This window comes from Mesorhizobium sp. USDA 3734, from assembly GCF_056279665.1.
On sequence record NZ_JBWCCW010000001.1, the window covers coordinates 4,249,457 to 4,267,006 of the forward strand.

Consider the following 17,550-nt stretch of genomic DNA (forward strand, 5'->3'; position numbering starts at 1 on the left):
CCATGCTTTTCGGCAAGACGATCCTTATCACCGGTGTCGCCTCCGGCATCGGTGCTCGCACGGCGGAACTCGCCGGCCAGCTTGGCGCCGACGTGATCGGCGTCGATGTGCGTGAGCCGGCGGCAGTGGTCGGCAGTTTCGTCAAGGCCGATATCTCGTCGAAGGCCGGTGTCGACGAGCTGATCGCCCGCCTGCCGCAGCGCCTCGACGCGCTCTGCAACGTCGCCGGCCTCTCCGGCAACACCGGCGCGGCGTCGACGCTGGCCGTCAATTTCTTCGGGCTGCGGGCGCTGTCGGAAGGCCTGGCGCCAAGACTTCGCGAAGGCGGCGCCATCGTCAACGTCGCGTCGATTGCCGGCTATGGTTGGCGCGCCAATCTCAACCGCGCCGCCTCGATGGTCAGCATCGAAGGTTTCCCCGATGTTGCCGACGTGGTCTGCACGCACGCGGTCAGGAACGAGGAAGGCTATCCCGTCTCCAAGGAGTTGCTGCTGTTGTGGACCTTCCGCGCGGCGCATCAGGAGCTGTTCAAACGCCGTGGCATCCGCGTCAATGCGGTGAGCCCCGGGCCGGTCGAGACACCGATCCTGAAACAGTTCCGAACCGTGCTTGGCGACGCCCGTGTCGACAGCGACATTGCCAGGGTTGGGCGCGCCGGCACGTCGGGCGATATCGCACCGGTGGTGCTGTTCCTGTGTTCGGACGGAGCGCGCTGGGTCAACGGCGCCAACGTGCCGGTCGACGGCGGCCTCGAAGCATCGATCAATGCCGAGATGTTCGGCTTCTAATCAAGAAGCTCCAGTCGGGGCGATGGAGACTACAATGGATATCGGACTTCTGATCGACGGCGACAAACGGGATGCGTCCGGCTCGGCCTCCTACGACCGCATGGACCCGTTCACCGGCAAGCTGGCGACACGCGCCGCCGCAGCCAGCATCGCTGATGCCAATGCCGCGATCGAAGCCGCGGCGGCCGCCTTCCCGGCCTGGTCGAAGACCGGGCCTGGCGAGCGCCGCGCTCTGCTGTCGAAGGCGGCGGATGTGATGGCCTCCAAGGTCGGCGAGTTCACCAGGCTGATGATGGAAGAGACAGGTGCCACCGGTCCCTGGGCCGGCTTCAACGTCATGCTGGCGGCCAACATGCTGCGCGAGGCGGCGGCGATGACGACGCAGATCTCGGGCGAGATCATCCCCTCCGACAAGCCGGGTACGCTGGCCATGGCAATCCGCCAGCCTGCCGGTGTCTGCCTCGGCATCGCGCCTTGGAATGCGCCGGTCATTCTCGGTACCCGCGCCATCGCAATGCCGATCGCCTGCGGCAACACCGTGGTGCTGAAAGCATCCGAAATGTGCCCCGGCACGCATCGGCTGATTGGCCAGGTGCTGGTCGAGGCTGGGTTGCCAAAGGGCGTGATCAATGTCGTCACCACGACCCCAAGGACGCCGCCGGTATTGTCGAGGCGCTGGTCGCGCATCCGTCGGTCAAGCGTGTCAACTTCACCGGCTCGACCAAGGTCGGCAGGATCATCGCCGAACTCGCCGTACGGCATCTGAAGCCGGCGCTGCTCGAGCTCGGCGGCAAGGCGCCGCTGCTGGTGCTGGACGATGCCGACATCGACGCGGCGGTCAACGCCGCCACCTTCGGCGCCTTCATGCATCAGGGCCAGATCTGCATGTCGACCGAGCGGCTGATCGTCGACGAAAAGATCGCCGACGAGTTCGTCTCCAAGCTGGCGGCCAGGGCCTCGAAACTGCCGGCCGGCGATCCGCGCGGCCATGTCGTGCTCGGTTCGCTGATCAGCAGCCAGGCGGCCGACAAGATGGAGGAACTGGTTGCAGATGCCGTCGCCAAGGGTGCCAAGCTGGTAGCCGGCGGCAAGCGTACCGGCACCGTGGTCGAGGCGACTTTGCTCGACCATGTCACGCCGGCGATGCGCGTCTACGCCGAAGAGTCCTTTGGGCCGGTCAAGCCGATCATCCGCGTCAAGGGCGAAGACGAGGCCGTGCGTGTCGCCAACGACACCGAATACGGGCTGTCGTCAGCCGTGTTCAGCCGCGACATCAAGCGCGCGTTTGCCGTCGCCGCGCGCATCGAAGCCGGCATCTGCCACATCAATGGCCCGACCGTCGGCGACGAAGCGCAGATGCCGTTCGGCGGCGTCAAGGGTTCGGGCTATGGCCGCTTCGGCGGCAAGGCCTCGATCGCCGAGTTCACCGATTTGCGCTGGGTGACGATCGAGGATCCCGGCCAGCATTATCCGTTCTGAGCCGGCCTAGCATTGGGCGGTTCGACTTGGGCGATTAGATCGCCTGCGAAGGCGTGAAGCGAACGCTTGCGGATCGCATCTGCCCGGGTGCCAGCAGGATGCAGCCGGTGTCGATGCCCGTGTCACCCCTGCGGTTGAAGGCATCGGTGATGTTGCTGACCGGCTCGGCGCAGAAGAACGGCTCGCCGGGCGGTGTGTAGAGCACGAGGAAATCGAGCGGGGCCTCGGCCTCGATGTCCAGCTGCCGCCCATGCTCCGGCCAGGAGATCCGAGCGCGGCGCGCCCATCCTGTGAAGACCGTGTCGAAGTCCGCCTCTGACACGTCGAAGCCCGTGGTCGGGTTGGCGCCAGCGGGCGGCAGGACGTGCCGGGTGGGCAGGATTTCCGCATCGGTCTCCCACATGCCGGAAACTCGCGCCTGGACATGCGTCCACGGTGTCGACGGGAAATAGGGATGCAGCCCGAAGCCGGCCGGCATCGGCGTGTCCGAGAGGTTGCGCAGCGAAAGGGCAATGATCAGCCGGCCATCGACCAGCGAGATCGCTTGCTTTGCTTCATAGCTCCACGGCCAGGAATCGGCGGCATGGCGATAGGATAGGACGGTGGTGCTGGCTTCGTGCCGCACGACCGTCCATGGCCGACGCCAGCCATGGCCATGCTCATGGTGCGGATCGTCGGAGCTGATCGGCAGTTCGACGGTACGGCCGGCGAGTGCGAAGCGGCCGTCCCTTATGCGGTTGGAATAGGGAACCAGCGGGAAGCAGGCCATGGCGCCGGCATCGCGGCTGTCGATCGCCGCCGGATCCGCGGGGCGCAGCCAATCCACGACGGATCCGTTTTGCCGCCAGCGATAAGACGCCAGCGCGCCGCCGGCGGCAGGGGCAATCTCTACAGTCGCAATGCCGTCGCTGATCGAGACCAGCTCTTGATGCTGCTCGGCAACGGCAGCGGAATTCTTTGTCATCGGCACTCCCCCATCCCTTGACTCCAATCGCAACGCCTATAAGACATATCATATGAATAGTATGAAGAATAAGAAATCTTTCAGCACGGCGCGAACGTCGAGGATTGCGGTGGCGGTCGCCAGCGGCTCCACCGCTCTGCATGCGACCGTCGTCGAGCAGATCGGGTTGCGCATCGTGCAAGGCGATTTCCTGCCCGGCGAGGCGCTGCCCAATGCCGACGATTCCAGCGAGATGCTGGGGGTCAGCCGCACGGTGCTGCGCGAGGCGATCAAGGTTCTGGCCGGCAAGGGGCTTGTCGAATCGCGGCCGAAGACCGGCACAAGGGTGCGTCCCCGCTCCGACTGGAATTTCCTCGATCCGGACGTCCTGTCGTGGCGCTACGCCAGCGGTGTCAGCGCCGACGATGTCCGGGCGCTGTTCGAGCTGCGCCGGGCCATCGAGCCGATGTCGGCCGCGCTCGCCGCCAAGCGCGCCACACCGGCACAGATTGCCGAAATCAATGCCGCGCTGGCCGAAATGGAAGCCGTGGTCGACGACGGCGACCGCTTCGCCAAACCTGACCTCTTGTTCCATCAGACCATCCTGCGCATGACCGGCAACGAGCTGATCGGCTCGCTGGCGGCACTGGTCGAAACCGCGCTGGTGATGAGCTTTCGCCTCTCCAACGACAATCCGGACGGGCAGCGCCATTCTTTGCCGCTGCATCGGGAAGTGGCCGAGAAGATTGCATCCGGCGACGCGGCAGGCGCGCAAAAGGCGCTGCTGGTGCTCATCGACAATGCCGAGGAAGACGTGCGCCGCAGCGTCGAGAACCGCAACAAGCGCCGCCAGGATCGGGAACAGACATCGTGACCGACACCAAACGCAAACTGCGGTCCGAGGCCTGGTTCGGCGGCGAAGGCAAGAACGCCTTCATGCACCGCAGCTGGATGAAGAACCAGGGCATCCCCGCCGACGCTTTCGACGGCCGCCCGGTGATCGGCATCTGCAACACCTGGTCGGAACTGACCCCATGCAATGCCCACCTGCGCGCGCTGGCCGATCACGTCAAACGCGGCGTCTATGAGGCCGGCGGCTTGCCGCTCGAATTCCCCGTGATGTCGCTGGGCGAGAGCAACATGCGCCCCACCGCCATGCTGTTTCGCAATCTGGTCAGCATGGATGTCGAAGAGTCCATCCGCGGCAATCCGATCGACGGCGTCATCCTGCTGGTCGGTTGCGACAAGACCACGCCGGCGCTGCTGATGGGGGCTGCGTCGTGCAATCTGCCGACCATCGCTGTTTCCGGCGGGCCGATGCTCAACGGCAAGTTCCGCGGGCAGGATATCGGTTCTGGCACGCATGTCTGGAAATTCGCCGAGGAAGTGAAGGCCGGCCGGATGTCTGTCGCCGACTTCCTCGCCGCAGAGCAGGGCCAGAGCCGGTCGGCGGGCAGCTGCATGACGATGGGGACAGCTTCGACCATGGCCAGCATGGTCGAAGCGCTCGGCATCGGCATGCCGGACAATGCCGCGATCCCGGCGGTGGATTCGCGCCGTGGCGTACTCGCCCAGATGGCCGGACGCCAGATCGTTGATCTCGTCCGCAGGGACGTTACGATCGCGCAGATCCTCACCAGGCAAGCGTTCGAGAACGCCATTCGCGTCAATGGCGCGATCGGCGGCTCGACCAACGCGGTGCTGCATCTGATCGCCATCGCCAACCGGATCGGTGTCGATCTCAGCCTCGAGGACTGGGACCGCCTTGGCCGTGACGTTCCAACCATTGTCGATTTGATGCCGTCGGGCCGGTTCCTGATGGAAGATTTCTACTACGCCGGGGGGCTAGCTGCGGTCATGGCGTCGCTTGATGAAGTGGGGCTTCTTCATCGCGACGCCATGACCGTCAGCGCCAAGACCATCGGTGAATTGATCGATGGCGCGCCCAACTACAACAGCGAGGTGATCCGGCCGCTGAGCCAGCCGCTGACCAAGGAAGGCGGCATCTCGATCCTGCGCGGCAATTTGGCGCCTGACGGGGCGGTCATCAAGCCGTCCGCGGCAACGCCCGAACTGATGCAGCATCGCGGCAAGGCGGTGGTGTTCGAGAACATCGAGCACTACTACGCCCGCATCGACGATCCGGAGCTGGACATCGACGCCTCCTCGGTGATGGTGCTCAAGAATTGCGGGCCGCGCGGTTATCCCGGAATGGCCGAGGTCGGCAACATGCCGCTGCCGGCGAAACTGCTGAAGCAAGGCGTCTCCGACATGGTGCGCATTTCGGACGCGCGCATGAGCGGCACCGCCTATGGCACCGTGGTGCTGCATGTGGCGCCGGAAGCAGCCGCGGGTGGCGCCCTGGCGCTGGTGCGCGACGGCGATCTTATCGAGCTCGACGTCGCCGGCCGCCGGCTGGAACTTTTGGTATCGGATGAGGAGCTGGCAATCCGCCGGCGTGACTGGAAGCCGCCGGCGCCACCGGAAGGCGGCTATCAGAGCCTTTATGTCGAGCGCGTTCTGCAGGCCGACAGGGGTTGCGATTTCGACTTTCTCGTCGGCCGGCGCGATGCCGGCATTCCTCGGCATTCGCACTAGAGAGGCGCGCGATGACGGATGAAATCGGCAGCTACGCGGCCTACCCCAGCCTCAAGGGCCGCAGCGTCTTCATAACCGGCGGCGGCAGCGGCATCGGCGAAAGCCTGGTGCGCCATTTCTGCGCGCAAGGCAGCCGCGTCGCCTTCGTCGACATGGCCGAGGAGCCTTCACGGCGTCTGGTCGACGCGATCGCGTCCGAGGGACATGCCGCACCGCTGTTCATTCCCTGCGACCTGCGCAACGTCGAAGAGTTGCAGGCGGCAACCGTCCAGGCGATGCAGCACAACGGCCCGATCCAGGCGCTGTGCAACAATGCCGGCAATGACGACCGTCACCAGACCAAGGATGTGACGGTTGCCTATTGGGACGACCGCATGGCGGTCAATCTGCGCCACCAGTTCTTCGCGGCGCAGGCGGTGCGTCCGCAGATGAGCACGCTGGGCGGCGGCTCGATCATCAATTTCGGCTCCATCACCTGGATGGTCGGCGATCCGGATTGCCCGGCCTATGTCACTGCGAAAGCCGCTGTTTACGGCATGACGCGGGCGCTGGCCCGCGAGCTTGGGCCAGAGCGCATCCGCGTCAACTGCATGGTGCCGGGCTGGGTGATGACCGAGCGCCAGATGCGCCTGTGGCTGAACCCGGCCGGCGAACGCCAGATCGCGGAAAGGCAGTGCCTGCCCGACCGGCTGCAACCCTCCGATATCGCGCGCATGGCGCTGTTCCTCGCCGCCGACGACAGCCGCATGTGCACGAGCCAGCAGTTCATCGTCGATGCGGGCTGGGTGTGACCCGTACGGCTTCAAAGGAAGAAGGTTAGTTCATGCGTCTTGTTCAGTTCAGAATGGCCGACGGCAGCAGACGGGTCGGCCGTGTCTCGGATGACGGCAATCATCTGCACCCGCTGGAAAAGACCAGCAGCGTGCTGGAGCTGGCCGAAGCGGCAATCGCCGAGGGCACGTCGATCGCAGCGCTGGTCGAGAAGCGGGCGGGCGCTGCAACGATCGACTACGACCAGCTGTTGCGCGATGGCCGCGTGCTCGCCCCGGTCGACCACCCGGAACCGGCGCGCTTCCTGGTCACCGGCACGGGCCTGACCCATACTGGAAGTGCCGCTGCGCGCAACCAGATGCATGTTCTGACCCATGGCGACGGTGCCGACGAATCCGATTCCTTGAAAATCTTCCGCATGGGGCTGGAGGGCGGCAAGCCTGGCGCTGGCAAGATCGGCATCCAGCCGGAGTGGTTCTTCAAGGGTGTCGGCACCTGCGTTGTGCCGCCCGGCGCGCCGCTGCCCATGCCGGCATTCGCGAAAGCCGGTGCAGAGGAAGCCGAGATCGTGGGGCTTTATGTCAATGGGCCGGACGGCCATCCCTATCGCATCGGCTATGCGCTCGGAAACGAATATTCCGACCACGTGACAGAGGGCGAGAACTATCTCTACCTCGCCCATTCCAAGCTACGTTCCTGCTCGATCGGGCCGGAACTGCTGATCGGCGACCTGCCCGACGAAGTGCGCGGCCATTCGCGCATCCTGCGCGACGGCACTGTCATCTGGGAGCAGGAATTCCTGTCGGGCGAAGCGCACATGTCGCACTCGATCGCCAATCTCGAACACTTCCATTTCCGCTACCCGATGCACCGCAGGGCGGGCGACCTGCATGCCTATTTCTTCGGCGCGGCGGTGATGAGCTACGCCTCCGGCATCAAGACGGCTTCCGGCGACGAATATGAAATCCAGGCACAGACATTCGGCAAGCCACTGCGCAACCGGATGGTGTCGGTGCCGGACGAGGGACTGGTCGCTGTCACCCAGCTGTGACGGCGAAGGTCCGGAAACTGCGGTCCACCAGAATGACAATGGGAGATTGAAAATGGGACTGAAAAAACTGTTTCTGAGAATGGCAACGATCGGGCTCGGCATCGGCCTGATGACGTCGGCGGCGCTCGCCGCGAACCTGCGGGTTCTGGCCTGGGACGGCTACGCCGATGCCGACTGGGTCAAGGACTTCACCGCTGCAACCGGCATCGGCGTCGATGTCGTCTTCATCGGCAGCGACGACGAGATCTGGGCCAAGATCAAGGGCAGCGAAGGCCAGGACTTCGACGTCTTCGCCGTCAACACCGCCCAGCTGCAGCGCTACATCAAGGCCGACCTGGTGTCGCCGATCGACGTGACGAAGCTCGCCAACCAGAAGGAAGTGCTGCCTCGCTTCCGCGATCTGACGGCGGTCAGCGGCGTCACCAAGGACGGCAAAGTCTACGGCATTCCGTTCTGCTTCGACTCCATCGGCCTGATCTACGACACCGACAAGGTCAAGCCGGCGCCGACCTCGATGTCGGTTCTGTGGGACCCGGCCTACAAGGGCAAGGTTCTGGCGTACGACAATGGCGAGCATAATTTCTCGTTCACCGCGCTGACGCTCGGCTACAAGGACCCCTTCAACCTCAATGAAGAGCAGATGGCGGCGGTCAAGGCCAAGCTGGTCGAACTCAAGCGCAACGTGCTGAGCTTCTACACCACCGCCGACGAGGCGCAGCAGATCTATCAGAACAATGATGTGGCCCTGATCTGGGCCAATTACGGCCAGCAGCAGGTCAAGGCGCTGCAGAAGATCGGCGCCCATGTCGCCTACGTCAACCCAAGCGAGGGCGCGCTTGCCTGGCTCGACAACTGGGTCATCTCCAAGGGTGTCCGCGACAATGCGGCGGCCGAGAAATGGATCGACTTCATGCTGAGCAAGAAGGTCAGCGGCGCGCTTTCCGAGCGCACCGGCTTCGGCAACACCGTGACGGAAACCGGCAGCGCCGGCGGCAACGACAAGCTGGTCTGGCTCAACAATGTCGAGGACCCGCTCAAACGTTCGGACATGTGGAACGAGGTCAAGGCGACGCCCTGATCTTTCCGCTCTATGCCTTCGAAGGACCGGCGGTCCGGAGGTTCCGGACCGCCGAAGCGTATGCGAGAGTATTTCATGAACCAGAACACCGACCTGCTGACGCTGCGGTCCGTCTCGAAATCCTACGGCACGGTCCCCGTGCTGCACGACATCGACCTGTCGATCCGGGACGGTGAGTTCCTTACCGTTCTTGGACCATCCGGCTCCGGCAAGACCACGGTGTTGCGGCTGATCGGCGGACTGGAGCCGCTGACGTCGGGCGAGATCCGCCTTGATGGGCAAGACATCAGCCGGATGCCGATCAACCGGCGGCCGTTCAACACCGTGTTCCAGGACTATGCGCTGTTCCCGCACCTGACCGTTTCCGGCAATGTCGGCTACGGGCTTTCGGTTCGCCATATCCAGCGCAAGGAAATCGCGCGCCGTGTCGCGGAGGCGCTGGACCTGGTTCAGCTCGGGCGTTTCGCCGACCGCTTTCCGGCACAGCTCTCCGGCGGCCAGCGCCAGCGCGTCGCGCTCGCCCGTGCGCTGATCTGCCAGCCACGCCTGATCCTGCTCGACGAGCCGCTGGCGGCGCTCGACCTCGAACTGCGCCGGCAGATGCAGGTGTTCCTGAAATCCATCCAGCGCGAAATCAAGACCACCTTCCTGTTCGTCACCCATGACCAGGAAGAAGCCATCGGCATGGCCGATCGGATCTGCGTCATGGAGGCCGGCCATATCCGCCAGCTCGGCACGCCGCACGACCTTTACTACAAGCCGAATTGCGAATTCGTCGCCCGTTTCTTCGGCGAGAACAATCTGGTGGCCGGGAAACTCGGACCAGTCCAGGGCGAGCTGCGATCGATCGAGACGGCGCTCGGGCGCCTCATCTGCTCGATCAGCGACCAGCCGCATTTGAAGGCCGCAGCGGACGGTGCCAGCGCTTACGCTGCATTCCGCCCCGAGGCCTTGCATCTTGCGGACACAAAGGACACCGACAACCGTTTTTCCGGCACCATCTCCGACATGGCGTTTGCCGGCTCGTCGACCGTCGCCACCATAGCAGCAGGCACCGACAATGCCGCGCAACGCTTGCGGCTGCGCGTGCCGAGCCGGGTCGACGGCAGCGCGCTCAAATCCGGCGAGACTGTATCGCTTTCGTTTGCGCCGCATGAAGGCCATCTGGTGCTGGCATGAGCGAAGCCGGATCGACACAGCCTGCGGAAAGACGGCTGTCGCTGCTGGTGACAGTGCTGGCGTTTGCCTTGCCGGTGGTCTTCGTCCTGGTGCCGCTGGTGATCTTCCTCGGCTACAGCTTCTTCAGCGTCGACCAAGGCACGATCGTCTACGGCTTGTCGCTGGGCAACTATGTCAGGTTCTTCACCGATCCGATCTTTCTCCCGGTGTTCTGGAACACCATCGTGCTGTGCGTCTCGGTGGCCATCATCTGCATCCTGCTTGCCTATCCCGCCGCCTACTTCCTGACGACGCTGAAAGGGCGCTGGCGTTATGCCTTGCTGATGTTGCTGCTGGTGCCGCTGCTGATGAGCTACGTCATCAAGATCTATGCGATCCGCAGCATCCTCGGCCTCAACGGCTTCCTGAACAAGGCACTGGTGGCGCTCGGCATCCTGCAGGAGCCGTCGACACTTTTCGTGTTCAACATGAACGCCATCCTGCTGACGCTGACCCTGCTCCTGATCCCCTTCGCCATCCTGCCGATCTTCCTGTCGCTGGAGCGGATTCCGCAGGTGCTGCTGCGTGCGTCCGACGATCTCGGCGCGAGCGGCTTGCAGACCTTCCTGCGCATCACCTTGCCGCTCAGCCTGCCCGGCGTCGCCTCGGCGGCGAGCTTCGTCTTCGTGCTGGCGATCGGCGATTTCCTGACACCGCAGATGGTCGGCGGGATCAGCGGCTTTACCTTCGGCCGCATCCTCTACAGCCAGTTCGGCACGGCCTATAACTGGCCGTTCGGCGCGGCGCTGTCGGTGGCGCTGGCGGCCGTGGTGATCGCGGCAATCCTCATCGGCGAACGCTTCGGGCGCAATCGGGGGACTTCGGTATGAGCGCCCTGCCCCGACTGTCCACCATCTTTCTGGCCGCGATCACGACTCTGGTCGCAGTGCTGCTCTACAGCCCGCTCTTCGTGCCGATCGTGTCGTCGTTCTTCACCATTTCGCGCGGCAATGTCGACTGGTCGTCGCCGACCCTTGCGACCTATGTCGCGCTGGCCAAAAATCACGACATATTGGCCGCCTTGCGCACCACGCTGATCGTCGGTGTCTGCACTGTCATCCTGTCGGTGGTCAGCGGAACGCTGCTGGCGCTCTACTATCACGGGCGCCGTTCCGGACGGTCTTTCCTGCAGTTCATCATCTTCCTGCCATTCCTGATGCCGCCGATCATCAGCGGCCTGGCGCTGCTGATCTTCTTTCGCGAAATCGGCCTCGAACGCTCGCTGCTGACGGTCGTTATCGGCCATACGGTTTTCGTGCTGGCGATCGTCTACCGCACAGTGCTGATGCGGCTGCAGTCGATGAGCCGCACACTGGTCGAAGCATCCTACGATCTCGGCGCCTCGGGCTGGCAGACGTTCTGGCGCATCATCCTGCCGAACCTGTCGAGCGCCATGGTTGGCGGCGCCATCCTGGCCTTCGCGCTGTCGTTCGACGAGACGATGATCACCATCCTCGTCACCGGCACCCAGAGTACGCTGCCGGTCAGGCTCTGGGCGATGATGCGGCTTGGTTTCTCACCCGACATCAATGCGTTGGTGGCACTGATCCTGATGTTCACCGTGCTGCTCTGCGTGCTTGCCGCCCGCTTTCTCATCCCCAGGCAAGTCGCGACGGAACGGACCTGAGCAACGGGCAATTATCATCGGGAGAAGGCGGTTGGGTTGAGGTCGAAGACCCGTCCCGGATTGAGGATGTTTCTGGGGTCAAGGGCTGTCTTCAGCCGCCGCATCGTGGCGATTTCGGCGTCGCTGCGGACCAGATGCAGCCACTTCTTCTTGTCGAGGCCGATGCCGTGTTCGGCCGAAACACCACCTCCAGCCGCGGCCACGCCGCGATAGACGATGTCATATGCCGCCGCCGTATCGACCGTGCGGACCTGGTAATGCAGATTGCCGTCGCCGAGATGGCCGAAGACATAGATGTCGGCGCCGGGATCAACGGCATGAATGGCGATATCCGCTTCCCGCAGGAATGCTCCCATGCGCGCCAACGGAATGCTGATGTCGACGCCGATCAGACCCTTGATCGAAAACAGGACGCGATTGGCGTCCTCCCGCACGTCCCAGAGAGCACGGAATTCGCGCGGCGACTGCGAGACGACCACATCGTCGACGACACCGTCTTCGACCGCCTGCATCAACACTTCGGCGAAGCGCTCGCCGTCGCGTTCGGGCTCGTTGCCCTGGATCTCGGCCAGCACATAGACGGGCGAGCCGGCCGGCAGCGGCGCCGGCATGGCCATGCTGGCGACCATGAGGTCATAGAGCGGTGCGAAGTTAACCTCATAGGCGGACAGGAGGGGCCCGAGCTTTTGCCGCAGCAGCCCAAGCAGCGCGATTGCCGCATCGAGCGAAGAGAGAGCGCAAAAGGCGTTGACCTCGGACGCCGGCTTGGGATGCAGCCTGAGCGCGGCGCGGGTGACGACGCCGAGCGTTCCTTCCGTGCCGATGAAGAGCTGGCTGAGGTCGTAGCCGGAATTGTCCTTGGGCAGGCCCTTGAGTGACGTCAGCACGCTGCCATCGGCAAGCACGGCTTCCAGCCCCAGAACCTGAGCGCGGTACATGCCGTAGCGCAGCACACGGATGCCGCCGGCATTGGTGGCGACATTGCCGCCGATCGTCGCTGAGCCCCGTGCGCCGATATCGACGCCGAACATCAGCCCGGCGCTGTCGGCTGCCTCCTGCACCGCCTGCAATGTCGCGCCCGCTTCGGCGACGATGCTGGCAGCCTGGCGATCCGGAACGGCAAGGCCGGTCATGCGCTCCAGCGACAGCACCACCTCGCCCGGCTGCACACGCGCTGCGCCTGCCAGGCTGGTGCGTCCGCCCTGCACGACAACCGGCTGGCCGAGATCGCTGCATGCGGCCAGTGCCACCGCCACGCTCTGGGTGTCTCGCGGGCGCAGCACCGCTTCGGGAAGCGCGCCCAGCTTGCCGTCGGGATCGTCGCGATAGCGCTGGCCCACCTCCGGACCGGCGAGCACGCCGCCCGCACCCAGCCTATTGTCGAGAGCGGATAGGAGCTGTTGGATTTCAGGCGACATCGGCCGATCCTATCCATGATCGCCTGCCGGTCAAACGCTCGTCCACGCAAAGCGACGTCGTCCGTGTCCGTGGCAATGCAAAACAGGACAACCGTCCGGTATCGACCACGATGGGACCGTGATCGATACCGGAGAGTAAGTTGTCTTACTGAAGTTTCGCCTGCAGGGCGTTGACGTCGTCGGTGGTCATTTCACCGTCGGTCGCCACCTTGCCGTCGACGATCTTCCAGAGGCGGAACGGGCCGGTGATGTCGCCATATTTGTCGAAGGCGACCGGGCCGATGACGCCTTCGTAGCGGATCGGCTTGCCATCCTTGATCAGGCCGAGCGCCTTGGCGAACTCTTCCTTGCCGGCAAAGATCGGCGTGCCGGCCGGATCGACGGCCTTGTACATCGCGTCCTTGATCTTGGCCGGATCCTCCGAACCGGCAATGGCAATGGCCAGACCAACGATCGCGCCGGCATCATAGGAACGGTCGGCTGCCGGATTGGTCGGCTCGATGCCGGAGAATTCCTTGTAGTTCTTGGTGAAATACTCCGTCGAGGCCGTCGGGCTGGTGCCGGACGACGTGCCGTAGGCTTCCTTCAGATAATCGGCACCGACGGACTCGATGAAATCAGGGCTGTTCATGCCGTCATTGAGCAGGAATTTCTGCACGCCGCCCTGCGAGATCCAGGTGCGGGCAACCGTGGCGCCGTCGACCGGCGTGCTGACGAGATAGAGCCCGTCCGGCTCGCCGGCCATCGCCGCCGTGACTTCCGAGGCATAGCTCGACTGCTTCTCGTTGTAAGGCGTATCGGAGACGATGGTGCCGCCGAGCGCTTTGTAGGCACGCGAGAATTCGGCCACCATGTTGACGCCGAAATCGTTGTTGACGTGGATGATCGACAGCTTCTTGAAGCCCTTGTCGACGGCATATTTGGCCGCGGCGACGCCCTGCAGCGCATCCGACGTGATGGTGCGGAAGAAGATGCCGTTGGTCTTGCCGTCGCGGCCGAGCGCGGTCAGCGTCGGCGAGGACGAAGCCGGCGAGACCTGGACGATCTTGGCCGGTGCCGTGACCGAGGTCAGGATCGGGATCGACACCGAGGAGATGATGCCGCCGATGATGACCGGCACCTTCTTGACCTGAACCAGCTGGGTGGCGGCGTCGACGGCAATGTTGCCCTGGCTCTGGCTGTCGCGCGTGTCGGTGACGAGATCGCAGCCGCGCACACCGCCGGCATCGTTGATGTCGCGGAAGGCCATCTCGACCGACTTGGCGCCGGCCTGACCGTATTCGCCGGCCGGGCCGGTCAGCTCCATGACGAGGCCGACGGTGATCTTGCAATCGGCGGCTTGCGCAGCACCCGCCATCGTGACGAGGGCGAGCGCGGTGGTGAGTTGGAGTATCGTCTTTGTCATTGTTGTTCCCCTTTCGTTACTCAACTGTATTTGATCTCTGGAGCCTGTTTCAGCGTTCCGGCACCTGCAGCCAGGTTTCATGCAGATGTCGCCATTCGACGCCGTTAGGCGCCGATGAACTGGTGGTGAAGACGGCGCTCGACTGGCGGCGGCTGTGCTTGCCTGCGCGCAGCTGCGCTTCGACATAAAGGACGACGATGGTATCGGCGTCCTGCCAGCCGGGCCGGATGTCCTCGATCGAAATGGCAAAACCGTCGTCGCAAGAGGCGCGGCTTGAGCGGACATGGTCGACGACCGCTTCGCGACCGAGGACCTGCCCGTCCGGTGCTACCATGCTGAGGTCTTTGCCCATGGCGCGTTCGAAGCGGCCGAAGTCCACCGTATTGGCTCGTGCGGCGACGAACCAATCGACGAAGAAGCGGTGCAGGTCGATGATTTCGGCGCTGGCGCGCGAAAACAGGGAGGGCTCGCCGCTCATTTCTTCCCCGCATTGAGGTTGTAATGCATGATCGAGCCGTGGCGGCCGTGACGGTCGCGCTCCAGCGTGTAGACGTCGCCTTCGAGACCGGTGCCTTGCGCGATGGCGGCCGCAATCCGTGCCCGGTCTTCGGCATTGAGCGCAACGTCCATGATCTTTGCATTGGCCAGCGCATGCGCCTGATTGCGGGCGCCGACGATGACGGCCGCCACTTGCGGCTGCTCCAGCACCCAGGCGCTGGCGATGGTGGCGATGTCGACGCCGTGGCGGTCGCCAACGGCCTTCAGCGCCTGAAGCAAGTGCTGAAACAGGTCCCAGCCGCCGAAATCATCGATGATCAGCTTGTATTTGACCAGCGAGCGGTTTTCGAGCGGCGTGGCGGGCTCGGCCGCACCGAGCCATTTGTCGCTGAGGAAGCCGCCGGCCACCGAGCCGTAGCAGAGGAAGCTGACGCCGTTTTTCGCGGCGAGGTCCGCCAGGCTGTTGCCGGGCCGCTGGTCGAGCACGGAATATTGCAGCTGCTGGCTGACAAGCGGGATGCCCGCCGCCAGAATTTCGGCCAGCCGCGGCGTGTCGAAATTGGTGGTGCCGAGATTGCGCACCTTGCCTTCCAGCCTAAGCTCGTTGAGCCAGCCCATCGCATCGACATAGCGCGGCTGGTCATAATCCCACCAATGGAACTGCACGAGATCGAGCCGCTCGGTCTTCAGCCGCCGCAGCGACTGATCGACGATGCCCCTGATGTAGTCGCGGCTGATGCTGGCCAGCCGTTCGAGGTCGGGCACCAGCTTGGTGTGCACCTTCATCCGGGCGGCGACGTCGAGGCCGCGCTCGCTGGCCAGCCGCAGACGCGCGGCGCCGATGAGCTCCTCGACACCGGTGTAGATGTCGGCGCAATCATAGGTCCAGATGCCGGCGTCGAAAGTGGCGATCAGATCGGCCACCGCTTGGCTGCGGTCGATGGCGCCGTGGCCGCCGGCCAGCTGCCAGCCGCCGCGAATGACGCGCGAGATGGTGTAGCCGGGGCCGAGGTCGAAGGTCTTGGCGGTCATGTCAGGTCATCCTCCTTCGGCAGCGGCACCGCCGTGGTCTCGGCGTGGCTGAACCGCCGCTTGGCCAGCCTGACGATCCGGAGCCGGCTGGCGCAATTGGGATCGGGACAAGCGATCTCGGCGTCCGAGGTCATCCAGTCGTTCGGGTGGGTCGGGCGCTGCTTGGCCGCCAGCAGCGGCAACACGGCGGCGAGCGAATAGATCGAAAACCCCTGCCCTGCCGGCATCGACAGCATCTCGCCCTTGAGCTCGAAATAGTCGCCGGCCTTGGCGCCGCAGTAGATCGGTTTGCCCTCGGGGATGACCGCCTCGACCCGAAGATCGAACAGTTCGAAACTGTCGTCGGCCATTTCAGACCTCCACCAGGGTGAAGGTGACATCGCAGGCGCCATTGCGGCGGATGACGCCACATGCAGCAGCGAACTGATCGCGCTCCCCGGCACGCACCTGCGCCACCACGCTGCCGGCCAGCCAGCCGATCGGGAACAACAGCCGCGCGCCCTGCCCGTAATAGAGGCCGATGTCGAAGATCGCATTGGGATTGCCGCCCCACATGCGTGGCGGCACATAGGACAGCACGATGTCGCCCGGCTGCGGGTTCAGCGTTGCGTTCTCGGCCGGCAGCGGTTTTGCATAGGCCTGGCCCTCGAGGTCGGCTGATGGAACCGGACAGGAAATCTCCGGCCCCGTCCACATCGCGTGGATGCCCGGAACAACGCGTGGCGTACCGAGATAGGCCAAGAGGAAGGCAGCGTTTTCCGGTGCCTTCTCGGGCAGCAGCAGTGCCGTAACGGAAAGCTGCGAGCGCGGCTCGGTGATCCTGATGGCGGTCATGTCTGGTCTTTCGCGGCGGCGGCCTGCAGCTTGCTGCGCAGGAAGGTGAAGGGGCGGCTGATGTCGGCGACCAGTGATTCACGCGCGGCCTGCGCATCTTGTGTGGACAGCGCCGTGACGATGCGGCGGTGATACTGGGCGGTGTCGACCTCGCCGGCTTCCGAGAAGGCATAGATGGCGACACGAATGCAGGGGCCCGATTGCAGCCACAGGCTCTCGATCATCGGGATCAGCACCGCCGAACCGCAGGAGCGGTAGATCTCGAAGTGAAAACTCTGGTTGAGCGTCACCTCGCGATCGACGTCCTTCTTGTGTTTCAGCGCCCGCATCTCGTCCCATTCGCCGAGAATGGTTTCGATGGTGGCGATCTGGCGGGGGGCCATGCGGGCGGCGGCCAGCGCGATCGCCTCGCCCTCGATCAGGATGCGAGCCCGCAGGAGATCATCGAGGCGTTCCAGCGTGATCGGCGGCACCCGCACCGAACGGTTGGGCAGCGCCTCCAGCGCCTTTTCCGTGATCAGCCGGCCGAGCGCCTCGCGCACCGGCATAGTCGAGGTGACCAGCGCATCGGCCAAGCCACGGATGGTCAGCACTTGGCTTGGTTCGAACAGGCCGCCAATCAGGGCGCGGCGCAGTTCGGAGTAGACGCGGTCCTGCACCGTTTCGCGGCCGACCGGCGCAAGCTGGGCCGCGATCGCCTCGTTGTTCTTTTCGATGGCAGCCTTTTGCATGGAATTCCGTTCTTGGCCGGTTTTCGGCTTGCGGAGGAAATTAAAGCCGAATAGCGTGATCAAAGCAAGTGTGATCACA

The 17,550-nt window shown here is 64.3% G+C and carries 17 protein-coding genes and 1 pseudogene; 10 read left to right on the top strand and 8 right to left on the bottom strand.

Features of this window, described 5'->3' with window-relative positions; translation table 11 throughout:
- Window positions 1-2: 2 nt before the first annotated feature.
- Together ACZ89F_RS20800 and ACZ89F_RS20805 are read left to right on the top strand one after the other, a co-directional pair.
- Window positions 3-788 carry a coniferyl-alcohol dehydrogenase gene (locus ACZ89F_RS20800; RefSeq protein ID WP_476097323.1) on the top strand — a complete coding sequence of 262 codons (786 nt, stop codon included), beginning with the start codon at window positions 3-5 and terminating at the stop codon, window positions 786-788.
- 34 nt (window positions 789-822) lie between these two features.
- Window positions 823-2,267, top strand: a pseudogene (locus tag ACZ89F_RS20805) (aldehyde dehydrogenase).
- 34 nt (window positions 2,268-2,301) lie between these two features.
- Here ACZ89F_RS20805 and ACZ89F_RS20810 read toward each other — a convergent pair.
- Window positions 2,302-3,231, bottom strand: coding sequence for an aldose 1-epimerase (locus tag ACZ89F_RS20810; protein ID WP_476093871.1), 930 nt, complete (start codon window positions 3,229-3,231; stop codon window positions 2,302-2,304).
- A 109-nt stretch (window positions 3,232-3,340) separates the two neighbouring features.
- Here ACZ89F_RS20810 and ACZ89F_RS20815 point away from each other — a divergent pair, with 109 nt between their 5' ends.
- From ACZ89F_RS20815 to ACZ89F_RS20850, 8 genes are all read left to right on the top strand, one after another.
- Complete coding sequence (locus ACZ89F_RS20815) at window positions 3,341-4,084, top strand: FadR/GntR family transcriptional regulator (protein WP_126071050.1); 744 nt, start codon at window positions 3,341-3,343, stop codon at window positions 4,082-4,084.
- Window positions 4,081-5,808, top strand: coding sequence for an IlvD/Edd family dehydratase (locus tag ACZ89F_RS20820; RefSeq protein WP_476093872.1), 1,728 nt, complete (start codon window positions 4,081-4,083; stop codon window positions 5,806-5,808). Before ACZ89F_RS20815 ends, ACZ89F_RS20820 begins: the two co-directional genes overlap by 4 nt.
- 11 nt (window positions 5,809-5,819) lie before the next feature.
- Window positions 5,820-6,599 carry an SDR family NAD(P)-dependent oxidoreductase gene (locus ACZ89F_RS20825; protein ID WP_476093873.1) on the top strand — a complete coding sequence of 260 codons (780 nt, stop codon included), beginning with the start codon at window positions 5,820-5,822 and terminating at the stop codon, window positions 6,597-6,599.
- A 32-nt stretch (window positions 6,600-6,631) separates the two neighbouring features.
- Window positions 6,632-7,630 (top strand): AraD1 family protein, encoded by a 999-nt coding sequence (araD1, locus tag ACZ89F_RS20830; RefSeq protein WP_476093874.1) that lies wholly within the window; start codon window positions 6,632-6,634, stop codon window positions 7,628-7,630.
- A 52-nt stretch (window positions 7,631-7,682) separates the two neighbouring features.
- On the top strand, window positions 7,683-8,708 hold the full coding sequence (locus tag ACZ89F_RS20835; protein ID WP_183444762.1) for an ABC transporter substrate-binding protein: 1,026 nt from the start codon (window positions 7,683-7,685) through the stop codon (window positions 8,706-8,708).
- Between the two features lie 75 nt (window positions 8,709-8,783).
- A complete protein-coding gene (locus tag ACZ89F_RS20840; protein WP_476093875.1) occupies window positions 8,784-9,887 on the top strand; it encodes an ABC transporter ATP-binding protein in 1,104 nt (367 codons plus the stop codon).
- Window positions 9,884-10,756 carry an ABC transporter permease gene (locus tag ACZ89F_RS20845; protein ID WP_476093876.1) on the top strand — a complete coding sequence of 291 codons (873 nt, stop codon included), beginning with the start codon at window positions 9,884-9,886 and terminating at the stop codon, window positions 10,754-10,756. Before ACZ89F_RS20840 ends, ACZ89F_RS20845 begins: the two co-directional genes overlap by 4 nt.
- Window positions 10,753-11,553 (top strand): ABC transporter permease, encoded by an 801-nt coding sequence (locus ACZ89F_RS20850; RefSeq protein ID WP_476093877.1) that lies wholly within the window; start codon window positions 10,753-10,755, stop codon window positions 11,551-11,553. Before ACZ89F_RS20845 ends, ACZ89F_RS20850 begins: the two co-directional genes overlap by 4 nt.
- 14 nt (window positions 11,554-11,567) lie before the next feature.
- On the opposite strand, the gene ACZ89F_RS20855 is transcribed toward ACZ89F_RS20850, so the two are convergent.
- From ACZ89F_RS20855 to ACZ89F_RS20885, 7 genes are all read right to left on the bottom strand, one after another.
- Window positions 11,568-12,971, bottom strand: coding sequence for an FAD-binding oxidoreductase (locus ACZ89F_RS20855; protein ID WP_476093878.1), 1,404 nt, complete (start codon window positions 12,969-12,971; stop codon window positions 11,568-11,570).
- 145 nt (window positions 12,972-13,116) lie between these two features.
- Window positions 13,117-14,376: an ABC transporter substrate-binding protein gene (locus ACZ89F_RS20860; RefSeq protein ID WP_476093879.1), complete on the bottom strand. Its 1,260-nt coding sequence runs from the start codon at window positions 14,374-14,376 to the stop codon at window positions 13,117-13,119.
- Window positions 14,377-14,425: 49 nt separating this feature from the next.
- On the bottom strand, window positions 14,426-14,854 hold the full coding sequence (locus ACZ89F_RS20865) for a hypothetical protein (protein ID WP_476093880.1): 429 nt from the start codon (window positions 14,852-14,854) through the stop codon (window positions 14,426-14,428).
- The gene (locus tag ACZ89F_RS20870) at window positions 14,851-15,906 is read right to left on the bottom strand and encodes an aldo/keto reductase (RefSeq protein WP_476093881.1); all 1,056 of its coding nucleotides are present in this window, start codon (window positions 15,904-15,906) and stop codon (window positions 14,851-14,853) included. Before ACZ89F_RS20870 ends, ACZ89F_RS20865 begins: the two co-directional genes overlap by 4 nt.
- Window positions 15,903-16,256 (bottom strand): TIGR04076 family protein, encoded by a 354-nt coding sequence (locus ACZ89F_RS20875; protein WP_476093882.1) that lies wholly within the window; start codon window positions 16,254-16,256, stop codon window positions 15,903-15,905. The genes ACZ89F_RS20870 and ACZ89F_RS20875 overlap by 4 nt, the downstream gene beginning before the upstream one ends.
- A 1-nt stretch (window position 16,257) precedes the next feature.
- On the bottom strand, window positions 16,258-16,740 hold the full coding sequence (locus ACZ89F_RS20880) for a DUF3830 family protein (RefSeq protein ID WP_476093883.1): 483 nt from the start codon (window positions 16,738-16,740) through the stop codon (window positions 16,258-16,260).
- Window positions 16,737-17,471, bottom strand: coding sequence for a GntR family transcriptional regulator (locus ACZ89F_RS20885; protein ID WP_476093884.1), 735 nt, complete (start codon window positions 17,469-17,471; stop codon window positions 16,737-16,739). Before ACZ89F_RS20885 ends, ACZ89F_RS20880 begins: the two co-directional genes overlap by 4 nt.
- Window positions 17,472-17,550: the final 79 nt, after the last annotated feature.